Annotated in this window: 26 protein-coding genes, 2 tRNA genes and 1 pseudogene; 12 read left to right on the top strand and 17 right to left on the bottom strand. The window is 68.4% G+C overall.

Going from position 1 to position 25,324, the window contains the following annotated elements:
* Positions 1-13: 13 nt before the first annotated feature.
* The 3 genes from BMY74_RS43685 to BMY74_RS45640 all read left to right on the top strand — a co-directional run bounded on the left by BMY74_RS43685 (position 14) and on the right by BMY74_RS45640 (position 2,056).
* Entirely contained in the window at positions 14-1,357 is a 1,344-nt protein-coding gene (locus BMY74_RS43685; RefSeq protein WP_089928325.1) for an FAD-dependent oxidoreductase, read from the top strand.
* A gap of 103 nt (positions 1,358-1,460) precedes the next feature.
* On the top strand, positions 1,461-1,604 hold the full coding sequence (locus tag BMY74_RS45645; RefSeq protein ID WP_177230229.1) for a hypothetical protein: 144 nt from the start codon (positions 1,461-1,463) through the stop codon (positions 1,602-1,604).
* Positions 1,592-2,056, top strand: a complete 465-nt coding sequence (locus BMY74_RS45640; protein ID WP_089928323.1) for a hypothetical protein — start codon at positions 1,592-1,594, stop codon at positions 2,054-2,056. The genes BMY74_RS45645 and BMY74_RS45640 overlap by 13 nt, the downstream gene beginning before the upstream one ends.
* On the opposite strand, the gene BMY74_RS45635 is transcribed toward BMY74_RS45640, so the two are convergent.
* Together BMY74_RS45635 and BMY74_RS43670 are read right to left on the bottom strand one after the other, a co-directional pair.
* Positions 2,043-2,198: a hypothetical protein gene (locus tag BMY74_RS45635; protein ID WP_089928321.1), complete on the bottom strand. Its 156-nt coding sequence runs from the start codon at positions 2,196-2,198 to the stop codon at positions 2,043-2,045. The two genes, BMY74_RS45640 and BMY74_RS45635, sit on opposite strands and share 14 nt — an antisense overlap.
* Entirely contained in the window at positions 2,198-3,202 is a 1,005-nt protein-coding gene (locus BMY74_RS43670; RefSeq protein WP_245786734.1) for a class E sortase, read from the bottom strand. The genes BMY74_RS45635 and BMY74_RS43670 overlap by 1 nt, the downstream gene beginning before the upstream one ends.
* Positions 3,203-3,591: 389 nt before the next feature.
* On the opposite strand from BMY74_RS43670, the gene crgA reads away from it, so the two are divergent.
* Positions 3,592-3,858: a cell division protein CrgA gene (gene crgA / locus BMY74_RS43665; RefSeq protein ID WP_089928319.1), complete on the top strand. Its 267-nt coding sequence runs from the start codon at positions 3,592-3,594 to the stop codon at positions 3,856-3,858.
* Between the two features lie 233 nt (positions 3,859-4,091).
* On the top strand, positions 4,092-4,487 hold the full coding sequence (locus tag BMY74_RS43660) for a PH domain-containing protein (protein ID WP_089928318.1): 396 nt from the start codon (positions 4,092-4,094) through the stop codon (positions 4,485-4,487).
* Position 4,488: 1 nt separating this feature from the next.
* On the opposite strand, the gene BMY74_RS43655 is transcribed toward BMY74_RS43660, so the two are convergent.
* Positions 4,489-5,412, bottom strand: a complete 924-nt coding sequence (locus tag BMY74_RS43655) for a rhomboid family intramembrane serine protease (protein WP_245786733.1) — start codon at positions 5,410-5,412, stop codon at positions 4,489-4,491.
* A complete protein-coding gene (locus tag BMY74_RS43650) occupies positions 5,409-5,957 on the bottom strand; it encodes a peptidylprolyl isomerase (RefSeq protein WP_089928342.1) in 549 nt (182 codons plus the stop codon). Before BMY74_RS43650 ends, BMY74_RS43655 begins: the two co-directional genes overlap by 4 nt.
* Positions 5,958-6,050: 93 nt before the next feature.
* Here BMY74_RS43650 and BMY74_RS43645 point away from each other — a divergent pair, with 93 nt between their 5' ends.
* On the top strand, positions 6,051-6,617 hold the full coding sequence (locus BMY74_RS43645; protein WP_089928314.1) for a hypothetical protein: 567 nt from the start codon (positions 6,051-6,053) through the stop codon (positions 6,615-6,617).
* Between the two features lies 1 nt (position 6,618).
* Here BMY74_RS43645 and BMY74_RS43640 read toward each other — a convergent pair whose 3' ends face one another.
* Positions 6,619-7,152, bottom strand: coding sequence for a DUF2020 domain-containing protein (locus BMY74_RS43640; protein ID WP_089928312.1), 534 nt, complete (start codon positions 7,150-7,152; stop codon positions 6,619-6,621).
* Positions 7,153-7,262: 110 nt separating this feature from the next.
* Between BMY74_RS43640 and BMY74_RS43635 the strand changes: the two genes are divergently transcribed.
* Positions 7,263-7,658 (top strand): DoxX family protein, encoded by a 396-nt coding sequence (locus tag BMY74_RS43635; RefSeq protein ID WP_089928310.1) that lies wholly within the window; start codon positions 7,263-7,265, stop codon positions 7,656-7,658.
* Positions 7,659-7,710: 52 nt separating this feature from the next.
* Here the strand turns inward: BMY74_RS43635 and BMY74_RS43630 are convergent, their stop codons facing one another.
* From BMY74_RS43630 to dnaA, 12 genes and pseudogenes are all read right to left on the bottom strand, one after another.
* Positions 7,711-8,967, bottom strand: coding sequence for an MFS transporter (locus tag BMY74_RS43630; protein ID WP_089928307.1), 1,257 nt, complete (start codon positions 8,965-8,967; stop codon positions 7,711-7,713).
* A 163-nt stretch (positions 8,968-9,130) separates the two neighbouring features.
* A tRNA-Ala gene (locus tag BMY74_RS43625) sits at positions 9,131-9,203 on the bottom strand.
* A 40-nt stretch (positions 9,204-9,243) separates the two neighbouring features.
* Positions 9,244-9,363, bottom strand: a pseudogene (locus BMY74_RS45945) (DLW-39 family protein); the annotation flags it as partial.
* A 134-nt stretch (positions 9,364-9,497) separates the two neighbouring features.
* Positions 9,498-9,571 (bottom strand) — tRNA-Ile (locus BMY74_RS43620).
* 74 nt (positions 9,572-9,645) lie between these two features.
* Positions 9,646-10,257 carry a DUF3566 domain-containing protein gene (locus BMY74_RS46570; RefSeq protein WP_245786736.1) on the bottom strand — a complete coding sequence of 204 codons (612 nt, stop codon included), beginning with the start codon at positions 10,255-10,257 and terminating at the stop codon, positions 9,646-9,648.
* Positions 10,258-10,645: 388 nt separating this feature from the next.
* The gene (gene gyrA, locus BMY74_RS43610; RefSeq protein WP_089928303.1) at positions 10,646-13,189 is read right to left on the bottom strand and encodes a DNA gyrase subunit A; all 2,544 of its coding nucleotides are present in this window, start codon (positions 13,187-13,189) and stop codon (positions 10,646-10,648) included.
* 55 nt (positions 13,190-13,244) lie between these two features.
* Entirely contained in the window at positions 13,245-15,212 is a 1,968-nt protein-coding gene (gyrB, locus tag BMY74_RS43605) for a DNA topoisomerase (ATP-hydrolyzing) subunit B (protein ID WP_089928300.1), read from the bottom strand.
* A gap of 226 nt (positions 15,213-15,438) precedes the next feature.
* Entirely contained in the window at positions 15,439-15,972 is a 534-nt protein-coding gene (locus BMY74_RS43600; protein ID WP_089928297.1) for a DciA family protein, read from the bottom strand.
* A 118-nt stretch (positions 15,973-16,090) separates the two neighbouring features.
* Positions 16,091-17,197, bottom strand: coding sequence for a DNA replication/repair protein RecF (gene recF / locus BMY74_RS43595; RefSeq protein ID WP_089928294.1), 1,107 nt, complete (start codon positions 17,195-17,197; stop codon positions 16,091-16,093).
* Between the two features lie 3 nt (positions 17,198-17,200).
* Complete coding sequence (gene gnd / locus BMY74_RS43590) at positions 17,201-18,115, bottom strand: phosphogluconate dehydrogenase (NAD(+)-dependent, decarboxylating) (RefSeq protein ID WP_089928291.1); 915 nt, start codon at positions 18,113-18,115, stop codon at positions 17,201-17,203.
* Positions 18,116-18,159: 44 nt separating this feature from the next.
* Positions 18,160-19,284 carry a DNA polymerase III subunit beta gene (gene dnaN, locus BMY74_RS43585; RefSeq protein WP_089928288.1) on the bottom strand — a complete coding sequence of 375 codons (1,125 nt, stop codon included), beginning with the start codon at positions 19,282-19,284 and terminating at the stop codon, positions 18,160-18,162.
* Positions 19,285-20,126: 842 nt separating this feature from the next.
* Complete coding sequence (dnaA, locus tag BMY74_RS43580; protein ID WP_089928285.1) at positions 20,127-21,749, bottom strand: chromosomal replication initiator protein DnaA; 1,623 nt, start codon at positions 21,747-21,749, stop codon at positions 20,127-20,129.
* A 349-nt stretch (positions 21,750-22,098) separates the two neighbouring features.
* Here dnaA and rpmH point away from each other — a divergent pair, with 349 nt between their 5' ends.
* From rpmH to BMY74_RS43555, 5 genes are read left to right on the top strand one after another with little or no spacing between them, the layout of a single operon-like run.
* A complete protein-coding gene (gene rpmH / locus BMY74_RS43575) occupies positions 22,099-22,242 on the top strand; it encodes a 50S ribosomal protein L34 (protein WP_030465619.1) in 144 nt (47 codons plus the stop codon).
* Between the two features lie 26 nt (positions 22,243-22,268).
* Positions 22,269-22,610, top strand: a complete 342-nt coding sequence (gene rnpA, locus BMY74_RS43570) for a ribonuclease P protein component (protein WP_089928282.1) — start codon at positions 22,269-22,271, stop codon at positions 22,608-22,610.
* Positions 22,607-22,864, top strand: a complete 258-nt coding sequence (gene yidD / locus BMY74_RS43565) for a membrane protein insertion efficiency factor YidD (RefSeq protein ID WP_030480223.1) — start codon at positions 22,607-22,609, stop codon at positions 22,862-22,864. The genes rnpA and yidD overlap by 4 nt, the downstream gene beginning before the upstream one ends.
* Before the next feature lie 5 nt (positions 22,865-22,869).
* Positions 22,870-23,907 carry a membrane protein insertase YidC gene (gene yidC / locus BMY74_RS43560; protein WP_089928279.1) on the top strand — a complete coding sequence of 346 codons (1,038 nt, stop codon included), beginning with the start codon at positions 22,870-22,872 and terminating at the stop codon, positions 23,905-23,907.
* Positions 23,908-23,937: 30 nt separating this feature from the next.
* On the top strand, positions 23,938-24,507 hold the full coding sequence (locus BMY74_RS43555; RefSeq protein WP_089928276.1) for a Jag family protein: 570 nt from the start codon (positions 23,938-23,940) through the stop codon (positions 24,505-24,507).
* Positions 24,508-25,324: the final 817 nt, after the last annotated feature.

Here is a 25,324-nt window from a genome sequence, read left to right as displayed (position 1 = left end):
TAAAATAGGTGTCATGAGTCGCCCCTTGCGCGTCGCCATCGTCGGCGCCGGACCGGCCGGCGTGTACGCCGCCGACATCCTGACCAAGTCCGACGTCGACGCGCAGATCGACCTGTTCGAGAAGCTGCCTGCGCCCTACGGTCTCGTCCGCTACGGCGTGGCGCCCGACCACCCCCGCATCAAGGGGATCGTCGGCGCGCTGCAGAAGGTGCTCGACCGGCCGTCGGTCCGCTTCTTCGGCAACGTCGAGTACGGCGTCGACATCAAGCTCGACGACCTGCGCCAGTTCTACGACGCCGTCATCTTCTCGACCGGCGCCTCGGCCGACCGCGCCCTCGACATCCCCGGCATCGACCTGCCGGGCAGCCACGGCGCCGCGGACTTCGTCTCCTGGTACGACGGCCACCCGGACGTCCCGCGCACCTGGCCGCTCGAGGCCAGCTCCGTCGCGGTGCTCGGCGTCGGCAACGTCGCACTGGACGTGGCCCGCATCCTCGCGAAGACCGCCGACGAACTGCTGGTCACCGAGATCCCGCAGAACGTCTACGAGGGCCTCAAGTCCTCGCCGGTCACCGACGTGCACGTCTTCGGCCGCCGCGGCCCGGCGCAGGCCAAGTTCACGCCCCTCGAACTGCGCGAGCTCGACCACTCGCCGAACGTCGAGGTCATCGTCCACGCCGAGGGCATCGAGTTCGACGAGGCCTCGATGGTCGCGATCAGGACCAACAAGCAGGTCGAGATGATCGTGAAGACCCTCCAGGAGTGGGCGATCCGCGACGTCGGCACCCGACCGCGCCGCCTGCACCTGCACTTCCTGGAGGCGCCGGTCGAGGTCCTCGGCTCCGACCACGTCACCGGCCTGCGCACCGAGACCCAGGAGCTCACCGGTGACGGCAACGTCCGCGGCACCGGCGTCTTCACCGACTGGGACGTCCAGGCCGTATACCGCGCCGTCGGCTACCTCTCGACGCACCTGACCGACATCCCGTTCGACCACGTCTCGGGCACGATCCCCCACCTGGCGGGCCGCGTGCTGGACCTCGACGAGGTCCCCGTGCCCGGCGTCTACACGACCGGCTGGATCAAGCGCGGTCCGATCGGCCTCATCGGCCACACCAAGGGCGACGCCCTGGAGACCATCACGAGCCTGCTGGAGGACGCGGCCGCACTCCCCCTCGCCACGTCACCGTCCCCGGACGCGGTGGTCGAGTTCCTCACGCAGCGCGGCGTGCCGTTCGTGACCAACGAGGGCTGGAGCCGCCTCGACGCACACGAGATCGCGTTGGGTGCCGCGCACGGCCGTGAGCGCGTGAAGGTCGTCTCGCGCGAGGAGATGACCGCCGTTTCGAACGGCTGAACGGCTGAACGGCTGAACGCCGTTCTTCGATGAAGCCGCCATCGCGTGTGGGCGCGATGGCGGTTTCACTTGTTTCGGTCGCGGCTGTGCGGACACTGGTTCCGTGAACGCCGCACTCCGCAACCGCATGCTCGCCTGTGACCTGCTGGTGGCGGGCGACCCCGACGAGGTGGCCGACGAGGTGCTCGCGCTGGCTCGCGACCTCGTCCGGGTCACCGACGAACGGATCAGGACGTGGACGTCGTGACCACCGAACTCGACGAGCGGCTGCTGCGCCTGCACGTGCGGGGAGCCGACGGATCGCTCGACCCGGAACGGGCGGTGTGGACCGCCTGCGACCTGCTGGTCGCGGGCCTCGACACCCCGGCGTTGTGCGAGCTCGCCGGCGAGTCACCGACGCGGCTGGAAGCGGGCGACGCCGCCGCGCTGGTCCGGCAGGTGGTCGTCGAGCTCGGCCTCAAGCCGATGACCCACGACGAGGCGAACTGGTTCCTCGGCCGCGAGGCCGCCCGCAAGATCGTGGCGGGCGCGCCGCGGGCCGAGTGGGAGGGCGCGACCTGGCGGATCACCATCGAGGTCAACGACGACGAGGACGGCGTCTTCTGGGCGTTGGCCCGGTACGACACCGACCCCGAGCCGTTCCTCGGCTACGTCCGCCAGTACCTGGAACGTGCCGAGGAGCAGCTCACTCGGTGGTGACGTTGTTGAACGGCAGCAGCGGCTCCGCCCACGGGAACACCACGAACATCAGCAGCGCCACGATGCCGACGACCAGCACCACGGCCTCGGCGATCCGCAGGTACAGCGGGCCCGGCAGGTGCCGCCAGATCCAGCCGTACATCAGGCCTCCGTCATCTCGGGCGGCACGAAGCCGTCGGCCACCGGGTAGCTCTTGGTCTCGATGGCGTGCACGATCAGGCGCTGCTTGTCGGAGAAGCGCGGGTGACAGGTCGTCAGGGTGAGCAGGCGGGCCTGCTTGTCGGCGGGGACGGTGGCGCCCACCTGGTGCGGGATCGGGGCGATGACCTCGCCCTGGGTCGGGGCGACGATCTCCTGGCCGACGGTCTTCGCGTAGGCGTCGCCCAGCGTCGTCGAGAGCGGTGCGACGCCGGCGCAGGCCGCCTGTTTCGACTTCGGGTTCGACGCCCAGCCCGACACCTCGCTGCTCATCGGGAGCACGCGGTAGACGAACCACTGGGTCTGGGTCTGCACGACGATCGAGTTGCACGACTCGAGGAGGTCGAGGTCGTTGAACGGCGCGCCCTTGCCGACGCGGTGGCCCGCGATGGAGAAGTTGCCCGCCTCGCCCGGCTGCGCGGTGTCCTTGTAGTGGCCGGGGCCGATCTCGAGGTGCTTGTCCGTGGTGCCCTCGACGACGGAGAACTTCCAGTCGTTGCCGAACACCGGGATGTACATCTTCGCGAAGGCCTTGCCCTCGATGAGGTTGAGCTTCGACTGCCGGTTCGGGTCGGCCGGGGGCGGCGTGACGACGTTCGAACTCCACTCGGAGTCGAGCGCGGCGGTCGCGTCCTCCTGCTTGCCCGCGGAGAGCAGGTCGGTCACGTAGACCTCGTAGACGACGAACAGCAGCACGACGAGGCCCATCGTGATGAGTGCCTCACCGAAGCCGCGCACCGCCTTGCGGCCGAAGCTCTCGGGCGGCAGTTCGTCCTTGGCCGGCTCGTCGTCGTAGTACTCGTCGTCGTAATCGTCGTAGTCGTCCTCGACGCGCGGGATCACCTCGGTGGGCGGGTCGACCGGGCGAGGACGCGGTGGCATCGGGCGGCGCGGCATGCCCTGCGGCGGGGTTCCGGGCGGCGGACCGGGACGGCCCGGCTGCGGCATTCCGCGCGCCGGCGTGCCAGGCGCGGGCGTCTGGAAGGGCTGGCCCGGCTGACCGAAGGACGGCGGGCCCTGGCGGTGCCGGGGCGGCGCGTTCGGAGGAAGGCTTCCGGAGAAAGCGCTGGTGAACTGCGTTGCTTCCGGCGGAGGCAGCGGGCGGGCAGAAGGAGTGGGCCGCACCTGCTGAAGGTCGTCACGACGGGGTGCAGGACGCCGTGGAGGCGGCTGCTGCGGTCCCGAGTTCACCTGAGAACCTCCGCGCGCACTGTGAACTGAAAACAACTGCGTCTACAAGGATGGTTCGCTGACCACCATCGCTACGTTAACGTGTCTACTGAGTAGTGCACGTAAACTCGCGTCACTCACGGATATCCACGTCAGGCGAGGACAGCATGCCCAAGTCCAAGGTCCGGAAGAAGGCGGTCTACACCGCACCCACTGACCGCCGCACGCCGGTCAAGGTCAAGGCAGCGGGGCCGTCTCACCCGGTCTACGTCGCCGTCATGCTCGGCTTCATGCTGCTGGGCCTCTCTTGGCTGGTCGTCAACTACATCGCGGCCGAGAAGATCCCGTTCATGCTCGAACTGGGCGCGTGGAACTTCGCCATCGGCTTCGCGCTGATGATCATCGGTCTGCTGATGACGATGCGCTGGCGCTAGGTGCGCGCCGGCTCACAGTTCGCACAGGTCGGCCCGGACGTCACACGTCCGGGCCGACCTTTGTTCGCACCAGGTTCACCCGGTTCATCCGAGCGTCACCGAAGCACAGAGCTGTAAGTCATCCCCATTGGGGACAAGTCCTGTGGACAACTTTGCACCAAAATGCACAAGCGACGGTTTTCCCTCTTAAGGACCCGTTCGGTTGTCCACATTCATGCGGCACACTCGACGGTGTGACTCGCACCTGGTCCACCCCCACCCCACTGGTCGTCGTCGGGTGGGTCGCCGCCGCCGCCCTCGCCCTCGCGACGCTGCTCGCCGACGACAACGCGGGCCGTCTCCTCATCGGGCTGGCAACGCTGCTGGTCACCTACCTCGCGGCGTTCGCGTCGATCGCCAGGCCGAGGCTCACGGCGGACGCGGACGGGCTCGCCGTGCGCGGGTTCGCGAGCACGACGCTGCTGCCGTGGCACGAGGTGAAGGTCAAGCTGCAGACCACCCGCCGCCTCGGCAGGGAACAGCAGACGCTGGAACTCGACGCCGACGACCGGCTCGTGGTGCTCACGAGACTGGACCTCGGCGCCGATCCCGAAGAAGTCGCCGGAGTTCTGCACGCACTGCGCCCGTGAATCAGTTCGGGCCGCACGTCCTGGCGTACTCGAGGACGAGTTCCGCTGCCGTGTCGAGTTCGGTGGCGCGCAATGCGAACATGCCGCCGAGCAACAGGACCGCGGCCACCACGGCGCCGATCTGGTAGGCGTTGCGGTTCTGCCGCGGCGCCCTGACCATCGCGAGCGTCAGCAGGCCACCGATGACGAACCCGCCGAGGTGCCCGAGCAGCGAGGCGTTGGTGAAGAGGTTCGACACCAGGTTGATGCCGACGACCACGAGGATCGTGGAGATGTCCCGCTTCTGCCGCTTGAACACGATCAGCAGCGCGCCCATCAGGCCGAACACCGCGCCGGACGCGCCGGCGAGCTGCTGGCAGACGGTGCCGAAGTAGAACGCCGCCGCGCTGCCGCCGAGCAGCGACAGCAGGTACACGGCGCTGTACCGCAGCTTGCCGAGCTCCTGCTCGACCACGGGGCCGACCACGAAGAGCGCGGCCATGTTGAGCGCGAGGTGGATCAGGCCGAAGTGCATGAAGCCCGACGTGAAGACGCGCCACCACTCACCGTTGGCGGTGAGCTCCGGGATCATCGACGTCGCCGTGAACAGCCCCGAACGCTGGTTGTTCATCGGGCTGCCGGACTGGACGACCGTCACCACGTACGCGAGCACGTTGAGCGCGATCATCACCTGCGTGATGACCGGACGGCCGTTCGAGAGCACCGCACCCGCAGAGGTGCGGGCCTGGCGGACCGAGCGGGCGCCCTCGTTGACGCAGTCGACGCACTGCATGCCGACCGAGGCGTCGCGCAGGCACTCCGGACACGCCGGGCGCTCGCACCTGGTGCAGCGCAGCCGGGTGGGCCGATCGGCATGACGTGCGCAGACCGGGGTTTCCGGCTCCGCTCCGATCGGCCCTTCCGGTGGCACTTGTGCGTTGCTCACGCGCGTTCGATCGTGATCCGCTCGATCTTGATGTCGTTGACCGGACGGTCGCCCGCGCCGGTCGTGGTGTTGCCGATCGCGTCGACGACGTCGCGCGACTCCTGGTCCGCGACCTCACCGAAGATCGTGTGCTTGAAGTTCAGCCACGTCGTCGGCGCCACGGTGACGAAGAACTGGGAGCCGTTGGTGTTGGGCCCGGCGTTCGCCATCGCGAGCAGGTAGGGCTTGTTGAACTGCAGTTCGGGGTGGAACTCGTCCGCGAAGCGGTAGCCGGGGCCACCGCGGCCGGTGCCCGTCGGGTCACCGGTCTGGAGCATGAAGCCCGCGATGACGCGGTGGAACAGGGTGCCGTTGTAGAACGGACCCGAGTTCGTGCCGCTCGCGTTCGCCTCGGTGTAGTCCCGGGTGCCCTCGGCGAGCCCGACGAAGTTCGCCACCGTCTTGGGGGCGTGGTCGGGGAACAGGTTGATGCGGATGTCGCCCTGCGTGGTGTGCAGGGTCGCCGTCACCTTGGTCCCGACGAAGGATTCGTTGCTGTCAGCCACCACCCCATCGTGCCATCACAGGCGCCGATGTTCAGAAAGGGGCACGATGGGTACCTCTATCTCATCACCGGACGACAACGTGTGGAGCAGAGGATGGACGAGGTGGACGTCATGACCCGAGCCGGCGAGAACGTGGGCAAGGCTGTCGGCACCGGTCTGAAGGCCGCGCGTCAGGGTGTCGTTCGCGCTGGTCACGTCGCGGAGGCCAAGCTGGCCGACCGCGGCATCACAGCCGACCAGGTTCGCGGCGCACTCGTCGAGCGAGCTGACACGCTCATGGGCAAGGCCGAGGACTGGGAGAAGCAGACCCGTCGCTCCCGCAAGCGCCTCGCGAAGAAGAGCGCGAAGACCCGCGCGGACCTCATGTCCAAGGCCGAGGTCGTGCGCAAGGAAGTGAAGAAGGCGGCCAAGCACGCTCGCAAGGACGCGAAGGTGCGCGCCAAGGAGATCCGCAAGGCCGCGGCCCAGCTCGGTGCCGACGCACCGAAGCGCCGCCGCTGGCCGTGGGTGCTGGGCCTCCTGGTCGCGGCGGCCGCGGCGGGCTACGTCGCGATGACGCGCCGGCCGCAGGAGGTGTACCTGCAGGAGGAGGAGCAGGCCCCGCACGCGGAGCCCGTCCTCAACGGCCAGGTTCCGAGCCAGAAGGAACCGGTCAAGTAGTTCAGAGCTTCAGGCCCTTGATCACCTCTTCCGCGATCCTGCGGGCCTTGATCGACTGCTTCTGGTTGCTCGTGACCACGACAGCGGCGTCGCTCTTCGCCACGGCGTAGACGACGCCGCTGTCGCCGTTCACGTACCCCCCGGTCCACCCGGTGGGCGAGTTGGCGGGCTGTGAACCGTCCGGCGCCGCCTCGTTCACGATCGTCTTCGCAACGCGTTCGTCACCCACGTACACGCGCACGGTCAGCTGGACCTCCGTCGCGTTGGCGTAGAAGAAGCACGCCGGGTGCGGTTCGTCCGTTGACAGTTTCACTTTGGGCACGAGCTGACCGTTGGCCTGTGCGACGAAAGCGGTCGCCAGGTACGGGCACGTGCCGTCCTTCGCGGGCTGGGGCGCGGGCGGCACGGTCGCAGCCGCGCTGGTCGTGGTGGTGACCTGCTGGGGCTGACCGGTCGGCACCGGAGAGGCGTGGCCGCCGACCGTGCCGCACGCGGCGAGGACGCCGAGCAGGGGCAGCAACAGTGCTCGTTTCATAGGGGCAACAGTCAACCAGATACGTGGAGCGACGGAACCGGCACACTCAGGATTGGTCCATACCTTTTGTGCCCTGTCCCCTGACACCGCGCCCCGGAAGGACGTTGACCATGGAGTTCCTGGAGCAACGACGAGAGCACGCACTGGCACTGTTCCGCATCGTCATCGGCCTGCTCTTCGTCTTCCACGGCGTGCAGAAGATCTCGAAGGGAACCGAGTTGCTGTCGTGGCCCGGCGGGCCTGCGAGCCTCATCGAACTGATCGGCGGCGCTCTCGTCCTCATCGGCCTCTGGACGCGCTGGGCCGCGCTCATCAGCTCGGGCGCGATGGCGTACGCCTACTTCGTGGTCCACCAGCCGAAGGGCCTGCTGCCGATCCAGAACGGCGGCGAGCTGGCCGCGGTCTACTCCTGGGCGTTCCTGCTCCTGGTCTTCACGGGAGCCGGTGCCTGGAGCATCGACCACCTCCGCAAGAAGTCCGCCGAGAAGTCGCTCGCCACCGCGTGACGCGAGTGCGCTGAGGCCCCGTTCCCAACGGCGCGAACAGGGCTTCAGTCGGTCAGGTCATGACGGCGGTGCGCCCCGGCGCACTCCTCATCGTGCTGACGGGCACCAGGAGCAGCGCGGCCACCAGGAAGACGGCGGCCAGCACGACCCAGCCCAGCACGCTCCGGCCCGACGCGAGCAGGGCGAACAGCACCGGCCCCACGAGCATGGCGACGTCCCAGCCGACGTTGTACACGCCCTGGTACTGGCCGAGCTTCTCCTCGGGGGCGATGCCGTACACGAGCCCCCACGACCCGGCCGAGTAGAGGACTTCCCCACCCACCAGCGCGAGCGCGAGGACGACCACCGCGGCCACCGCGAGCGGTCCGTCGTGGGCGAGTGCGGCGAGGGGGAACATGACGGCGGCGAGCGCGAGCAGCACGCCTCCCCGCCGGCCGGCTCGGGACGACGACGCCAGGTCGGACACCTTGCGGGACGCCGGTACCTGCAGCAGCACCACACCACCGGTGTAGATGACCATCGCGACCGACACGACCCACAGCGGCACCTGCATCCGCGTGGACACCCACAACGGCAGCGCGATCGTCAGCAACGACTCCGAGACCGTGAGCACGCAGTTCAGCACGACCAGCACGGCGAACCGCCGGTCCCTGAGCACGCCGAACCGGGACGGCCCTGCCTTCGTCTTCCCGGCCGCGGGCTCGACCAGGACCCGCGTCCGACGCGGCGCGGAGAGCCACACCAGCAGACCGACGACGACCAGGGTGACCGCCTCGGCCGCGAACCCGATCTGGAACGCCACTTTCGAGTCCACCAGCAGCACGAGGGCGCCGAGTCCGAGACCGGCCACCATCGCCGCGTTCGTCAGCGACTTCACGACCGCGCGGTAGCGGACACGACGCTCCGCAGGCACCGTCCGGCCGACGATCGCACCGAGCACGGCCGCTCCCCCGCGGCCGCAGATCGTCAGCACGCTCAGCAACGCCAGCGCGAGCCAGGGCCCGGAGACGATCACGGCGGCCGTCGCCGCACTCATCGTCCACACGAGGCAGGCGTACAGGCGGTAGCCGTTCACCCGGTCCGCGAGGTGGCCGACCACGGGTCCGGAGACCAGGCCCAGGAATGCGGCCACGCTCATCCCCACGCCGTATAGCGCGGGGTCGAGATGAACGTGACGCACCAGGTAAAGCGCGAGCAACGAATACGACAGGCCTGTTCCCAGGTGCAGGATCGTGAGCGATACCGCGAGAACGCGCTCCTGTTTTCCTGACAGCGCGTCGACGAGAACGGACTTGTTCAGCCGAGCCATTGCACACCCTCAGTCAGCGCTGCGCCCTGCTCCGGCCGCTTCCTCGCGTCGCCGGGCCCGCCTGCGCCGACACGCTCCGCTTCGCGGACTGATGACCTGGAACTGACTCGGGCCGGGTGGTTCCGCTAAATGCGGAGCCACCCGGCCCGAGATGTGTGCACCGTGGAGACGAGGGGAATCGAACCCCTAACCCCCGCCTTGCAAAGGCGGTGCTCTGCCAATTGAGCTACGTCCCCGAGCCTGAGGGTGGTGGACCACCCGTCAGAGCGAAGATCAGTCGGTGGGAGCGGTGGCCTCGCGCCACAGGTCCGCGTCGGCCTTGGCCGAACGGCTGCGCTTCACGAAGAACAGGACCGCACCGGCCACCACGACGAGTGCGATGATCTTCTTAGCCACTCTGAACCCCTCCAAAGACAGTTGTGCCCCGACCTACCGGACCAGCCTACAGGCTTTGTGGGTCTTCAGCCGGGGCTCCGGAACTCGCATCCGGACAGAATCGAGATAGTGATTCGAGAGAGTTTCGAATCGAGTGGGCCTAGGAGGACTTGAACCTCCGACCTCTTCATTATCAGTGAAGCGCTCTAACCGCCTGAGCTATAGGCCCTCGATCAACTGTCACCCGCTCGGGGCGACGAGGAGAACCTTACAGGATCGTCCTCGCCGCTCCCAAATCGGGGGTCACTCTCGCTCGGAGAGCGTCAACTCCAAGCCACCGGCCAGATCCGCGGACACGTTGTAGACGAACGCGCCCACGGTCGCGAGGGCCGTGAACAGCACGATGTTGACGGCACCGATGATCGCCGAGACGCCGAACACGCGGCCGGCGCTGATCAGCGGTTCGCCGGGCTCGTTGGCCTGGAGCAGGTCGTTCGCGGTGCTGTTGATCTTGTCCCAGACCCCCATGCCGTGCAGCACGCCGTAGAGCACGCCGACCGCCACGAGCCAGACGAAGAACAGCGCGACGCCGAGCACCAGGGCGAGCTTGAGCACCGACCACGGGTCGACGCGCTTCACCTGCAGCGAGGCGCGGCGCGGGCCGCGACCGGGGCGGCGGGCCGACGGCGTGGACGCGGCGGGACGGGCACCGCCGTTGCCGAGGTTCACCGACGTGCGGCTGCTGCCGAGACCCGCGGGCACCGCCGAGCCCGTGACCACCGGCTTCTGCACCTTGACGGTGTCCGGGTCGGTCTGCGGGAAGGCGGGGGCCGGCTCGGACGGAACGGGCGGCGCGGCCGGAGCCGTGTACGTCTCCGTCGCGTCGTGCTGGCCGGCCTCCGTGTCGTTCGTCACGCGCTGCCAGGGCGGCGGCGCCGAGACGACGACCGGTTCGTCCGCGGTGGGGGCGGGAGTGGCGGCGGCACTCGGAGCAGGAGTCGGCGGGGTGTCGATCGACACCGTCTTCTCCTCGACCGGGGTGGCCGCGGCCTTCTCGGCCGGCTTCTCCTGCACCGGCGCGGCGGCCTCCGCCGCCTTCTCCGCCGACACGGGCTTGGTCTTGTCCTGCGCGGTTCCACCCGAGGAACCGGAGGCCGCTGCCGAATCCGCCTTCTCCGCGGGCTTGCTCGCGGACTTCTGGGGAGTCGGTTTGGTGATCACGGCGGTCTTGTCCGCGTCCCGACCTTCGCGGTTCTCGGGTGGAGTCACGAGCTTGTCCTTGACCTCTCGCTAGCGATTCCGGCTACTCGGCCGAGTCGGTGGGGGTGGCTGCCTGGTCGGCGGCAGAGTCCTCCGCGACAGACGTCTCACCGTTAGTGACGTCGCTGGGCTCGTCCGCGTTGCGTGCGACGGCGATCAAAGTGGTGCTCTCGCCGAGGTTCATCAGCCGCACGCCCTTCGTCTGCCGTCCAGCCTTGCGCACCTGCTCGGCCTTGGTCCTGATGACCCCGCCGGTCGAGGTGATGGCGTAGAGCTCGTCGTCCACGTCGACGATGAGCGCTCCGACCAGCCTGCCACGTCGGCGGTCGTGCTGAATGGTCAGCACACCCTTGCCTCCACGCCCCTGGACCGGGTAGTCCTCGATGGGCGTTCGCTTCGAGTACCCACCGTCCGTCGCGACCAAAACGAACAGACCCTCCTGGACGACGCCGACGGAAAGCAGCTCGTCATCGGCGTTGAACCGCATGCCCTGCACGCCTGACGTGGCCCGGCCCATGGGGCGCAGCACGTCGTCGGTGGCGTGGAAGCGGATCGACTGGCCGTCCGCCGACACCATGAGCAGGTCGTCGTCCGCCGAGCACAGGACCGCGCCGACGAGCTCGTCGTCCTCGCGGAGGTTGATGCCGATAAGTCCACCCGATCGGTTGGAATCGAAGTCCGACAACTTGGACTTCTTGACCAAACCCTTCCGGGTGGCGAGCACCAGGTACGGCGACACGTCGTAGTTCTTGATCTGGATGACCTGGGCGATCTCCTCGTCCGGCTGGAAGGCGAGGAGGTTCGCGACGTGCTGGCCGCGGGCGTTGCGGTTCGCCTCAGGCAGTTCGTACGCCTTCGTGCGGTACACACGGCCCTTGTTCGTGAAGAACAGGATCCAGTCGTGCGTCGAGCACACGAAGAAGTGCGCGACGATGTCGTCCTGCTTGAGCTGCGCGCCCTGAACGCCCTTGCCGCCGCGCTTCTGCGCCCGGTACAGGTCGGTCTTGGTGCGCTTCGCGTAGCCGGTGCGCGTGATCGTGACGACCACGTCCTCGACCGCGATCAGGTCCTCCATGGACACGTCGCCGTCGAACGGGATGATCTTCGTGCGGCGGTCGTCGCCGAACTTCTCCACGATCGCCGTGAGCTCGTCGCGGACGATCTTCCGCTGCCGCTCGGGCTTCTCGAGGATGTCCTTGAGGTCGGCGATCTCGAGCTCGATCTCGGCCAACTGGTCGATGATCTTCTGGCGCTCCAGGGCGGCGAGCCGGCGGAGCTGCATCTCCAGGATCGCGTTGGCCTGGACCTCGTCGACCTCGAGGAGCTCCATGAGGCCCGTGCGCGCGATGTCCGGCGTCTCGGACCGGCGGATCAACGCGATGACGGCGTCGAGCTGGTCGAGCGCCTTCACCAGACCGCGCAGGATGTGGGCGCGCTCTTCGGCCTTGCGCAGGCGGAACCTGGTCCGCCGCTGGATGACCTCGATCTGGTGCTTCACGTAGTGGCGGATCATCTGGTCGATCCGCAGCGTGCGCGGCACGCCGTCGACCAGCGCCAGCATGTTGACGCCGAACGAGTACTGCAGCTGGGTGTGCTTGTAGAGGTTGTTCAGCACGACCTTCGCCACCGCGTCGCGCTTGAGCGTGATCACGATGCGCATGCCGATGCGGCGGTTCGACTCGTCCGCGATGTTCGCGATGCCGGTGAGCTTCGCGTCGCGCACGAGGGCAGCGATGTTCTCGACGAGGTTGTCCGGGTTGACCTGGTACGGCAGCTCGGTGACGACCAGGATCGTGCGGCCCTTGGCGTCCTCGTCCATCTCGACGACCGCGCGCATGCGGACCGAGCCGCGGCCGGTGCGGTACGCGTCCTCGATGCCGGAGGTGCCGAGGATCTGGCCGTACGTCGGGAAGTCCGGGCCCTTGATCCTGACGATCATCGCCTCGAGGGTCTCCTCGTCGGAGGCCTCGTGGTTGTCGAGCGCCCACACGACCGCGTCCGCCACCTCGCGGAGGTTGTGCGGCGGGATGTTGGTCGCCATGCCGACCGCGATGCCCGAGCTGCCGTTGATCAGCAGGTTCGGGATGCGCGACGGGAGGACGACCGGCTCCTGGATGCGGCCGTCGTAGTTGTCGCGGAAGTCGACGGTCTCTTCCTCGATGTCGGCCAGCATGTGCATGGCCAACGGGGAGAGCCGGCACTCCGTGTACCGCATGGCGGCGGCGGGGTCGTTGCCCGGCGAGCCGAAGTTGCCCTGGCCCTGGATCAACGGGTAGCGCAGCGCCCACGGCTGGGCGAGACGCACCAACGCGTCGTAGATCGCCGAGTCACCGTGCGGGTGGTAGTTGCCCATCACGTCGCCGACGACGCGCGCGCACTTGTTGAAGCCGCGGTCGGGGCGGAAGCCGGAGTCGAACATCGAGTACAGAACGCGGACGTGGACGGGCTTCAACCCGTCGCGCACGTCCGGCAGCGCACGACCCACGATGACGGACATCGCGTAGTTGATGTACGAGTTCTGCATCTCCTGCTGGATCTCGACCGGCTCGATGCGGTCGTGGTCCGGCGGCAGAGTCGTCTCGGTCACTGTTCTCTTTCCTTACTCGCCAGAAACGCCAGGGTGCCCAGAAACCAAGCCGGAATCAGATGTCCAGGAACTTGATGCTCTTGGCGTTGCGGGTGATGAACGAACGGCGCGCCTCGACGTCCTCGCCCATGAGCACGCTGAACAGCTCGTCGGCGGTGGCCGCGTCGTCCATGGTGACCTGCCGCAGGATCCGGTTGGACGGGTCCATCGTGGTCTCCCACAGCTCCTCGGCGTTCATCTCACCGAGACCCTTGTACCGCTGGATGTTGTCGTCCTTGCCGAGCCTCTTGCCGCTCTCGATGCCGGCCTTGATCACGGCGTCGCGCTCGCGGTCGGAGTAGACGTACTCCGGATCCGCGCGCTGCCACTTGATCTTGTACAGCGGCGGCTGCGCGAGGTAGACGTGGTTGTGCTCGATGAGCGGCTGCATGAAGCGGAACAGCAGCGTGAGCAGCAGCGTGCGGATGTGCTGGCCGTCGACGTCGGCGTCGGCCATCAGCACGATCTTGTGGTAGCGCAGCTTGGTGAGGTCGAACTCGTCGTGGATGCCGGTGCCGAGCGCCGTGATCAGCGACTGGACCTCGGTGTTCTTGAGGACGCGGTCGATGCGCGCCTTCTCGACGTTGATGATCTTGCCGCGGATCGGCAGGATGGCCTGGTACATGGAGTCCCGGCCCTCCTTGGCTGAGCCGCCTGCGGAGTCACCCTCGACGATGTAGAGCTCGCAGCGCTCCGGCTCCGTCGAGCGGCAGTCCTTCAGCTTGCCGGGCAGGCCGCCGATGTCCAGCGCGCCCTTGCGACGCACCAGTTCGCGGGCCTTGCGGGCGGCGATGCGGGCCTGCGCCGACGACACCGACTTGGTGACGATCGTCTTGGCCTCGTTGGGGTGGCGCTCGAACCAGTCGGCCAAGTGCTCGTTCGTCGACTTCTGCACGAACGACTTCGCCTCGCTGTTGCCCAGCTTGGTCTTCGTCTGGCCCTCGAACTGGGGCTCCTTCAACTTCACCGAGATGATCGCCGCGAGACCCTCGCGGATGTCGTCACCGGTGAGGTTGGCGTCCTTCTCCTTGAGCAGCTTCTTCTCGCGCGCGTACTCGTTGACGACACGCGTCAACGCGGCGCGGAAGCCCTCTTCGTGCGTGCCGCCCTCGTGCGTGTTGATCGTGTTCGCGAAGGTGTAGACCGAGGCCGTGTAGCCCGTGTTCCACTGCATCGCGACCTCGACCTGGAGGTCCTCCCCCTGCGCCTCGAAGCCGATCACCTTCTGGTGCACGGCCTCGCGCGTGTGGTTGATGTGGCGGACGAAGTCCTCCAGACCACCCGGGTAGTGGAAGGTGCGCTCCTTCACCGCGGCCTTGTGGCCCTCGGCGTCGGCCTCCTCGTCCTCCGCCGAGACCCGCTCGTCGCGCAGGACGATGGTGATCCCCTTGTTGAGGAACGCCATCTCCTGCAGGCGGCGTGCGATCGTCTCGACGTTGTACTCGGTCGTCTCGAAGATCTCCGGGTCGGCCCAGAACGTGACCGAGGTGCCGGTCTCGGTCGTCGGCGCGCCCTTCTCGAGCGGCGTCGGCTTGGCGTTCTCGTAGCGCTGGGTCCAGGTGAAACCCTTGTGCTTGATCTCCAGGTCGACGGCCGTGGACAGCGCGTTCACCACGGAGATGCCGACGCCGTGCAGACCGCCGGACACCGCGTAGGAGTCGCTGTCGAACTTGCCGCCCGCGTGCAGCTTGGTCATGACGACCTCGACGGTCGGGATGCCCTCCGCCGGGTGGATGTCGGTCGGGATGCCACGACCGTCGTCGATCACCCGGACGCCGCCGTTGGCCAGCAGGGTGACGTCGACCGTCGTCGCGTAGCCCGCCATCGCCTCGTCGACCGAGTTGTCCACGACCTCCTGGACCAGGTGGTGCAGACCGCGCTCGCCGGTCGAGCCGATGTACATGCCCGGCCTCTTGCGCACTGCCTCGAGACCCTCGAGGACGGTGATCGAGGACGCGCCGTACTCATTCTTCTGTGCTGACACGGGCTGGAGTCTCCTCGCTGATGCGGGCACGGCCCGCACGTTGTTGGTGACGCTCCCCGTGATTCTACCGGTGCACCCCGACAGAACGGGGGCAAGGACACCTTTGAATCGGTCACAGAGCGCCTCGCGCGGCGCAAGACGGGTCAGGACGGCTGAAACGGGGGTTCAAATCCGCAGGTGAACGCTCATTGAGCCACAGAACGGCCGCTGAGCGCTTGACGCGACCTCACCCGTAGGTGTCACGCGGACCGCGCCCAGGAACGTGCCTGGGGCCGTGTCGCCAGTTCGGAGCGTCCGGACCCTTGATCTTGAGCCGTTTGACGATGCCGTGGCCGACGCCCGCGGCGATGCGCTTGATCAGCTCGCGCTGCAGGAGGCGCAGCTGGGTGGCCCACGCCGTCGACGAAGCCTGGACCGTCAGTTCCCCGTCACTGAGCGCGATCGGTTTCGCGTGCTCGGCGACGTCCTCTCCCACCAATTTTGCCCAACGACCGAAGACCTGGCCACCCTGGAGCTGCTCGACCCAGCCGCGGTCCGCCGCGATCCTGGACGCGATCCGCCCGAGCGGCTGGGGGTCGCGGTCGTCGGGTCCCGGACCGGACCAGCGACGCCGGCTGCGGTTGACCGGACGGCCCTTCGACTTGCTGCCGGGCACCCGTCCGCGGGCCTTCGCGCTGGCCTTCGCGGCCTCCAGAGCGGCCCGCGCGAGGTCCGAACCCTTCAGTGGCTCACCCTCAGGTGTGAATGAACCTGTGGACAAGTCCGGTTTTGTGACGGAGTTATCCACACCATCCACAGACTTGTCCCCAGATGTGTGGGCGGACACACCCGATCGAGCTACATGTGGGGGCTTCGAACCCCCTGAGTCAGTCTCCGAGTCAGACACGTCGCACCTCCCCGCCGTGAACCTCGAACCGGGCACCGCTCAGCTCGTCCGGAACGTCCTCCGCCACCGCCGCGGTGATCAGCACCTGCTCGGCGGCGGCCGCCACCTTGGCCAGCTGCTGCCGCCGGCCGCGGTCGAGCTCCGCGAAGACATCGTCCAGCACGAGCACCGGTTCGATGCCGTCGACACGCATCAGCTCGTAGCCCCCGAGCCGCAGGGCGAGCGCGAAGGACCATGACTCTCCGTGACTGGCGTAACCCTTCGCGGGGAGTTCACCGAGCGTCAGATCCAGGTCGTCCCGGTGCGGACCGACGAGGCACACACCACGTTCGATCTCCTGCTTCCGCACCCGGTCGAGCTCCGCCAGCAGCAGGTCCTCGATGCTCTCCCTGTCCTCGGGCAGGTCGCCGACGCTCGACCGGTACGAGATGAGCGCCGGACGGGACTCCGGTGCGACCTCCGCGTAAGCCGAGGTCACGTGGTCCGCCATGTCGCGGACCAGCTTCACCCGCGCGGCCAGCAGCTCCGCGCCGTGCTGGGCGAGGTGCCCGTCCCAGACGTCGAGCGTCGAGAGGTCCGCCGACCGCGAGTGCTTCACCGTCTTCAACAACGCGCTGCGCTGCCTCAACACGCGGTCGTAATCGCTGCGCACACCGGCATAACGCGGTGCGCGCAGCACGAGCATCTCGTCGAGGAACCTCCGCCGGTCGCTCGGATCGCCCCTCACCAGGGAGAGGTCCTCCGGTGCGAACAACACCGTGCGCAGGATCCCGAGCACGTCGCGCGTGCGCGGCACCGGGCCCCGGTTGATGCGGGCCCGGTTCGACTTGCCCGCGGTGATCTCCAGTTCCACGAGCAGCTCGCGGTCGTCGTTGACCACGGCCGCCCGCACCACGGCGCGCTGGGCGCCATGCCTGATCAGCGGCGCGTCGCTGGAAACCCGGTGCGACGCCAGCGTCGCCACGTACCCGATCGCCTCGACCAGGTTCGTCTTGCCCTGGCCGTTGCGGCCGACGAGCACCGACGCGCCGGGCTCGAGCTCCAGGTCGGCGAGCTTCCACGACCGGAAGTCGCTGACCTGGAGATGTCTGACGTGCACTCGTTAGCCCTGGGTGCTGCCGCCGCCGGACGACGGACCGGCGAGGTGCACCGAGTGACCGCCGAACTGGTTGCGCAGCGCCGCGACGGCACGCATCGCCGGCGAGTCCTCCTGCCGGGACTGGAACCGCGCGAAGAGCGCGGCGGAGATCACCGGGAGCGGCACCGCGTTGTTGATGCCCTCCTCGACGGTCCACCGGCCCTCGCCCGAGTCCTCGACGTACCCGCGCAGGTCGTCGAGCTCCGGGTCGGACTCCAGCGCGCGCACCAGCAGGTCGAGCAGCCACGACCGCACGACGGTCCCGCGCTGCCAGGCCGAGATGACCGCGGGCACGTTGTCCACGACGTCGGTCTTGTCGAGCAGCTCGAAGCCCTCGGCGTACGCCTGCATCAGGCCGTACTCGATGCCGTTGTGGACCATCTTCGAGTAGTGGCCGGCGCCGACCTTGCCGGCGTGCGCGAAACCTTCTTCGCGCGGACCCTCCGGACGCAGCGCGTCGAAGATCGGCATCGCCTGCTCGACGTGCTGCGCGTCGCCGCCGACCATCAGCGCGTAGCCGTTCTCGAGGCCCCACACGCCACCGGACACACCGGCGTCGACGTAGCCGATTTCCTTCTCCGCCAACAGGTCCGCGTGGACGCGGTCGTCGGTGAACTTGGAGTTGCCGCCGTCGATGACGAGGTCACCGGGCGACAGCAGCTCGGACAGCTCCTTCACCGTGTTCCTGGTGATGTCGCCCGCGGGCACCATCACCCACACCACGCGCGGAGCCTCGAGTTTGGACACCATGTCCGCCAACGACTCCGAGTCGGTGACCTCCGGGTTGCGGTCGTAACCGATCACCTCGTGACCGGCCCTGCGCACCCGCTCGCGCATGTTGAAACCCATCTTGCCGAGGCCGACGAGTCCGAGCTGCACGGTGTTCTCCCCTACTACGTTTCTGTTCCCCGGTAAGGGTTTTCTCAGCCGGGAAGGCGAACGGGCATCAGCAGGTACAGGTAGCCCGGCGCCACGTTCCCATCCTCGTCCACCGGCTTGAGCAGCGCCGGTCGGCTGGGTGTGGTGAAGGACAAGTGGACCTTCTGCGTGCGGACGGCACCGAGGCCGTCGAGCAGGTAGCCCGGGTTGAACGCGATGGTCACCGGGTCGCCGGTGTACTCGACCGGGAGCTCTTCCTCGGCCGAACCCTCGTCGTCGCCACCGGCCGACAGGCGCAGACCGCCGTCGACGAACTCGAGGCGCACCTGCGTACCGCGCTCGGCGACGAGCGACACGCGCTTGATCGCCTGCTGCAGCGCGTCGATGTCGATGATCGCCGCGGCCGAGTGCTCGGAGGGCAGCAGCTGGCGGTACTTCGGGAAGTCGGCGTCGAGCAGGCGGGTGGTGGTCCGCTTGCCGGAGCCCGACAGGCCGAGCAGTCCGTCGTTCGCGGCGAGCGACATCTCGACCTTGCTGCCGCCGGAGCCGAGCGTCTTGGCCGCGTCGCCCAGGGTGCGGGCGGGGACCAGGACGGCGACCTCGCCGAGGGACGCGTCGGGCTCCCACGGGAACTCGCGCATCGCCAGGCGGAACCGGTCGGTCGCGACGAGGGTCAGCTTGCCCTCGCCGATCTCGACGCGGACGCCGGTCAGCATCGGGAGCGTGTCGTCCTTGCCGGCCGCGACGGCGACCTGGCTGACCGCCTCGCCGAAGACCTCACCGGGCAGCTCGCCGATCAACTGGGGCATCGACGGCAGGGCCGGGTAGTCCTCGACCGGCATCGTCGGGAGGCTGAACCTGGCGCTGCCACAGCTGATCATCATGCGAGCGCCGTCGACCGCGATCTCGACGGGGTGGTTCGGGAGCGCCTTGGTGATGTCGGCGAGAAGACGCCCGGAGACCAGCGCGCGGCCGCCGTCGGCGATCGTCGCGGGGACACCGACCTGGGCGGAGACCTCGTAGTCGAACCCGGAGACCGTCAGCGAGTCGTCCGACTCCGCGTCGAGCAGCACGCCGCCCAGCACGGGAACCGGCGGACGGGACGGAAGGCTGCGAGCGACCCAGGCGACAGCGTCGGCCAGGCCGTCGCGTTCGACGCGGATCTTCATGAGGCGTCCTTTCCTCGACAGTCGACAAGCCCATCCACGACAACGTGCCAGTGGGGGTCAGGGGAGCCTCGACCCTCGGCTACCCGAGGTGCGGAGCAACCACGTTAGAGCGTCCTGGCCCTTCCCGTCACTTCGGGGTTCGGGCACCGATCCCCGGGAACCATCCCCCGCTGTTTTGCTTTTGAGTTCTTCCTAGAAGAGAACCAACAGCAGTAACAGTAAGGGCTGTGGATTGTGGGGACAGACGTTGAACCCGCAGGTCAGCGTGTCACCCACCATGGGGACAAAGGGGGGATGGCACCCGGGGACAGATCGGCGCACCCGGGGACAGCCAGTTGTGCACAGGTCTCGGTCCACAGATCGTCCACAGTTGTCCCCGGGTGCGTCCCCGGGTGCGGGCCAGTTGTACCCGGGTGTTCAACAGGCTTCTGTGGCCAGATCGTGGCCGGGGCCACAGACTTTTCCAGTTGTCCCCACCCCTTCGAGTGCCTGGGGCGAACAGAAAGCTTCGCCGGGCGGGCGATCGCGCCTCGTTTACCCGGGTCCGTGCGTCGCGCGTGGTGGTGGTTGGCGCCGCACGCACTGATGTATCCCCATGTCATCGCCGAACCGCTCCCCGGGTGCTCGCGTCCGAACCGCGGCCGCGTCCCCGGGTGCTCGCCGTCGGGCGGTCGCCGCGTCCCCGGGTGCTCGGTCCCGGCCCGCCGACCGCCCCCGGGTGTTCGCCGGCGAGCCGCCCGGTCCCGTCCGGAGCGTCCGCCCGCATCCGTTCGCCGTCTCCGGGCGCGAACGAAGAAGGGGCCCTCCGCGGTGGAGGACCCCTTCGTGGCTACCCGGGTGGATCAGGGAGTGTGGCGGGCGCGCTGCTTGATGCGCGACGTCAGCTCCTGCACCTGGTCGTAGATGCGCCGGCGCTCGGCCATCTCCTTGCGGATCTTCTTGTCCGCGTGCATGACCGTCGTGTGGTCGCGGCCGCCGAACGTCTGGCCGATCTTCGGCAGCGACAGGTCCGTCAGCTCGCGGCACAGGTACATGGAGATCTGCCGCGCCTGCGCGAGCGCCTTCGTCTTGCCGGGACCGCACAGGTCGTCGATCGACACCCCGAAGAACTCGGCGGTGACCGCCATGATCATCGGGGCGGTGATCTCCGGCGCGTGCGAGTCCGGGATCAGGTCGCGCAGCACGATCTCGGCGAGCTGGACGTCGACCGGCTGGCGGTTGAGCGACGCGAACGCCGTGACGCGGATGAGCGCGCCTTCGAGCTCGCGGATGTTCCGCTCTATGCGGGCGGCGATGAACTCGAGCACCTCGGCCGGGGCCGCGAGCCGGTCCTGGGCCGCCTTCTTGCGCAGGATCGCGATCCGGGTCTCCAGCTCGGGCGGCTGGATGTCCGTGATCAGACCCCACTCGAACCGCGTGCGCAGGCGGTCCTCCAGCGTCTCCAGCCGCTTGGGCGGCCGGTCGCTCGACACCACGATCTGCTTGTTCGTGTTGTGGAGCGTGTTGAACGTGTGGAAGAACTCCTCCTGCGTGCCTTCCTTGCCCTCCAGGAACTGGATGTCGTCCACGAGGAGGACGTCGATGTCCCGGTAGCGGCGCTGGAAGGCGACCTTGCGGTCGTCGCGCAGCGAGTTGATGAAGTCGTTGGTGAACTCCTCGGTCGACACGTACCGCACGCGCATGCCGGGGAACAGGCGCTGGGCGTAGTGCCCGACGGCGTGCAGCAGGTGCGTCTTGCCGAGGCCGCTCTCACCCCAGATGAAGAGCGGGTTGTACGCACGGGCGGGAGCCTCGGCCACCGCGACGGCCGCGGCGTGCGCGAACCGGTTCGAGGCGCCGATGACGAACGTGTCGAAGTTGTACTTCTCGTTCAGCCGCGTCTGAGACGGCGACGGGTTCGCCGGCCTCGTGTACGGGAGGTTCGCGTTCGGCGCCATGCCGCCCGCGGTGTTGGCCGTGTTGAACGTCGGCCAGATCTCGGAGACGGCCGCGAGCGCGTCGCCGGCCTCGTCGACCTCTTCCTCACCGCCGTCCAGGGCCGGGTCGTCCGTGATCACGGGGCCGGGCGTGTCGCCGTTGCCGACGACGGGGATCGCGGGGACGACCGGTGCCACGGGCTGGACGACCTGAGCCGCCTGGGCGGCCTGGATCGCGTGCATGGAGATCGGCGTGGTCGGCGGGCTCACGACGGGGCTCACCGGTTCCGGCGAGTCGACCTTCACCGCGAGGGAGACCGAGCGGCCGAGCCTGCGGGACAGCGCGTCGGTGATCGGGTCGCGCAGCGCGCGTTCGATCGCCTCTTTAGCGAAGTCGCTGGGAGCAGCGAGCAGTGCCGTTCCGTCCAGCAAACCGATGGGACGGGTGACCCTCATCCACGCGCGCTGCTGAGGGGACAGGTGGCTCGTGGCGAGCTCCTGCACCACCTCGGCCCACACGAGACCAAGATCGACCTGCTGGTTCGACACCTCCGCGCTCCCCTCCCCTCCGCCGGAGCCCAAGACTCCACATGTGGACACGGAGAATAGAGGTATCCACAGAGTTATCCACAACTGTGCACTAAAAGGTGCGTTGTGTTGCCGGTCAGATGGCGGCTCCCACGCCAGATCCGGCACGCGCGAAGGACGAACGGTAACAAGGCCCGGCACGCGTCACAAGACGTGGCCTCGGCCACCCCGATTTGGTCGGCGCACCCGGGCATGCGTACCCTCGTACGAGTCTCCCGCTTGCGACGGGCGCCTTTTGCGCGCCTACGTCCACTGCCGTCGGGGACGACCACACAGGCTTTGTCAGCAGTGAAGCACCGGGAGACCGACCGTGAGCAAGGGTAAGCGCACCTTCCAGCCCAACAACCGCCGCCGCGCGAAGACGCACGGCTTCCGGCTGCGCATGCGGACCCGCGCCGGCCGCGCCATTCTGGCCGCGCGCCGCAGCAAGGGCCGTGCCACTCTGTCCGCCTGACAGCGGCTGGTAAGCGCAGCGTCGTCGTGCTACCACCGGCCGCCCGGCTCACCCGCAGCCAGGACTTCGGCCTGGTGGTCCGCCGAGGCCGCCGCGCCGGACGACCCCGGTTGGTCGTCCACGTCTTGAAGCCCGACGTGCCCACCTTGGATTCGTCCAAGGTGGGCTTCGTCGTGAGCAAGGCAGTTGGCAACTCGGTGGTCCGCCACCGCGTCTACCGCCGCCTGCGCCACGTCGTCCGCCCGGCACTGGAAGAGCTGCCGCCGGGAACTCTCGTCGTGGTGCGGGCGTTGGCACCAGCAGCCGAGGCGTCGAGCTCCGAGCTCGCCGCCGACTTCTCTTCCGCCCTGCGCAAGGTGCTGCGATGACCACGTTGCCCGCGAAGGTCGCGCTGCTGCCGGTGCACTTCTACCGGAAGTTCATCTCGCCGCTGCTGCCACCGACCTGTCGCTTCTACCCCAGCTGCAGCGCATACGCGGTGGAGGCGTTGACCGTCCACGGTGCGCTGCGAGGAACCTGGCTGACCATCCGCCGGTTGCTGCGCTGCGGACCCTGGCACCCTGGAGGCCTGGACCCCGTTCCGCCGAGGCGGCAGGTCCCCGACGTATCCACCGAGGAGTAGCTCCCGTGCTCAACTTCATCTACTACCCGGTGTCCTTCATCTTGTGGTGTTGGCACTGGGTGTTCGGCAAGGTCTTCGGTGAGGCGAGCGGGTTCGCCTGGGCGCTGGCCGTGATCTTCCTGGTCTTCACCCTCCGCGCCATCCTCTTCAAGCCGTTCGTCGGCCAGGTGCGCTCCATGCGGCGGATGCAGGAGTTCGCGCCGGAGATGCAGAAGATCAAGAAGAAGTACCCGAACGACCGCCAGCGCCAGGCGCAGGAGATGCAGAAGCTGCAGTCCGAGCACGGCGTCAACCCGCTCGGCGGCTGCCTGCCGATGCTGGTGCAGATCCCGGTGTTCATCGGTCTGTTCCACGTGCTGCGCTCGTTCAAGCCCGGCTGGGGCGAGGTCTACTTCTTCGACAAGCAGGGCGTCGACTCGTTCGTCAACGCCAAGCTCTTCGGCACGAACCTCTCGACGTTCATCACGATGCCGTCCGACCAGCTCGCGCAGTTCGGCACCGAGCGCCTGAACGTCATCCTCGTGTCGGTGCCGCTGATGATCGTGGCGTCCATCGCGACCCACTTCACGGCCCGCCACTCGGTCGCCCGCCAGAACCAGGCCGCGCTGGACAACCCGCAGACGGCCATCATGAACAAGCTGACGCTCTGGATCTTCCCCCTGGGCGTCCTCGCCGGCGGCTTCTTCTTCCCGGTCGCGATCCTGCTGTACTGGCTGTCCAACAACGCCTGGACCCTCGGCCAGCAGCACTTCGTCTACAAGCGCATCGACGCCGAGGAAGAGGAGAAGAAGGCCACGGCCGTCGAGACCCGCCAGGCCCTCGCCCCGAAGCCGGGCGCGAAGCCGGTCAACCCGAAGAAGCCCGCCCCCGGAGCCAAGCCGGCCAACGGCGCCAAGCGCATGCCGACCGCGGGCCCGAGCGGCGCACCGAAGGCTGCGTCCCCGTCGGCGGACGCCACCAACGGCACCGCCAACACCGAGATTCCCGGCCTGACCCCAGGCCGATCCACCAGCAAGAAGCCGGGCAGCAAGAAGCGCCGCTGATTTCGGGCGTTGCCCCGGAGAGGAGACATCGTGTCGGAGACCTTGCAGGCGACCGACGACGTGGAGGCGTCGTCGGAGGCCGCAGCCGAGTCCGAGACCACGGCCGAGGCCGAGCCCCAGTCGCAGAGCAAGACCGAGGACCTGCTCGTCCAGGAAGGCGACATCGCGGGCGACTACCTCGAGCGCCTGCTCGACCTGCTCGACTACGACGGCGACATCGACCTGGACGTGGAGAGCGGCCGGGCCATCGTCAGCATCGACGGCGGCGAAGACCTCGCCAAGCTGGTGGGCCCCCGAGGCAACGTCCTCGAGTCGCTCCAGGAACTCACCCGCCTGGCAGTCCAGCAGGAAACGGGAGTCCGCTCCCGCCTGATGCTGGACATCGCCCAGTGGCGAGCAGGCCGCCGAGCCGAACTGGCCGAACTGGGCCGCTCCACCGCGGAAAAGGTGGTCGCCTCCGGCGAGCGCGCCCGCCTGCACCCGATGACCCCGTTCGAGCGCAAGGTCGTCCACGACGCCGTCGCCTCGGTGGCGGGCGTGCACAGCGAGAGCGAGGGCGAGGAGCCGCAGCGTCGGGTCATCATCTTCCCGAAGCCGTAACCGGCACCGCAGCACCAACGGCCCCTGGTTCCACCGGAACCAGGGGCCGTTTGCTGTCTCGGGCCAGGAGGGACACGGCGGCTGGGTGCGGGGTGAGGCGGGACGCCCTCGGGTGCGCTGGCGCGGGTGGGCGGGACGGCGAGGAACGGCGGCGCGGCAGGAGAAGTGGGGCGCGCGGAGTGGAGGGTGTGTCGGGAGGTGAGGTGCAGGCGGCGAGTCGGCAGCGGGCGGGGGTGCCGGGCGATGTTGAGGGAGTGGGCGCGCCAAAGCGGTGGGGTGCGAGGTGAGTGAGGTGAGGTCGAGCGGACGGGGGCGGAAGGTTTTTGGGCCAGGGCAGCGGCGGGCTGCGAGTGGAGCGGCAGGGAGGGAGCGGTGAGTTGACGGGGCGGCTGGAGCGGGAGGGCGGGAGCGGCAGGCTGGGAGCGGCAGGCTGGGAACGGGTAGTTGATACGGCGAGATGGAACGGCGAGCGCGGTCGGTCGGGGCGATCCTGCGAGCGCGGTCCGGCGAGGGCGGAGCGGGTAGGTGAAGCGGCGAGGGTGGGGGCGGCAGGGCGCACGAGGTAGGTGAAGCGCGGAGCGGTGAGACCCGCGAACCGAGGCGCAGCCACTCGATCAACCCGGCAACCCTCTCCCCCACCCGTCACGGGCAACGCCGAAGGCGAGCCACCACCCACCAACGGCAATGGCGAAGCCGAGGCGTCCCTCCCTCCACCGCTCTGCTCAGCGGTGGTGACTCAACCCCGACGGCGATTGGGGCTTGACTTTGGGTGCGAGGCCTTAAACTTGACCACTCGGCCGGGCTTCACAACCCCGGC

It is taken from the genome of Lentzea albida (genome assembly GCF_900111005.1).
GTDB classification, from domain to species: Bacteria; Actinomycetota; Actinomycetes; order Mycobacteriales; family Pseudonocardiaceae; genus Lentzea; species Lentzea albida.
Note: the sequence above shows the minus strand (reverse complement) of the source record. Positions and strands in the feature narration are given on the sequence as shown.

Excerpts from the sequence above, each read along its gene's own strand:
- BMY74_RS43685 (WP_089928325.1), top strand. The coding sequence starts at position 14 with ATGAGTCGCCCCTTGCGCGTCGCCATCGTCGGCGCCGGACCGGCCGGC.
- BMY74_RS45635 (WP_089928321.1), bottom strand. The coding sequence starts at position 2,198 with ATGTACGGCTGGATCTGGCGGCACCTGCCGGGCCCGCTGTACCTGCGG.
- BMY74_RS43670 (WP_245786734.1), bottom strand. The coding sequence starts at position 3,202 with ATGCCGCAGCCGGGCCGTCCCGGTCCGCCGCCCGGAACCCCGCCGCAG.
- crgA (WP_089928319.1), top strand. The coding sequence starts at position 3,592 with ATGCCCAAGTCCAAGGTCCGGAAGAAGGCGGTCTACACCGCACCCACT.
- BMY74_RS43645 (WP_089928314.1), top strand. The coding sequence starts at position 6,051 with ATGGACGAGGTGGACGTCATGACCCGAGCCGGCGAGAACGTGGGCAAG.
- BMY74_RS43640 (WP_089928312.1), bottom strand. The coding sequence starts at position 7,152 with ATGAAACGAGCACTGTTGCTGCCCCTGCTCGGCGTCCTCGCCGCGTGC.
- BMY74_RS43635 (WP_089928310.1), top strand. The coding sequence starts at position 7,263 with ATGGAGTTCCTGGAGCAACGACGAGAGCACGCACTGGCACTGTTCCGC.
- BMY74_RS43630 (WP_089928307.1), bottom strand. The coding sequence starts at position 8,967 with ATGGCTCGGCTGAACAAGTCCGTTCTCGTCGACGCGCTGTCAGGAAAA.
- dnaN (WP_089928288.1), bottom strand. The coding sequence starts at position 19,284 with ATGAAGATCCGCGTCGAACGCGACGGCCTGGCCGACGCTGTCGCCTGG.
- yidD (WP_030480223.1), top strand. The coding sequence starts at position 22,607 with ATGACCACGTTGCCCGCGAAGGTCGCGCTGCTGCCGGTGCACTTCTAC.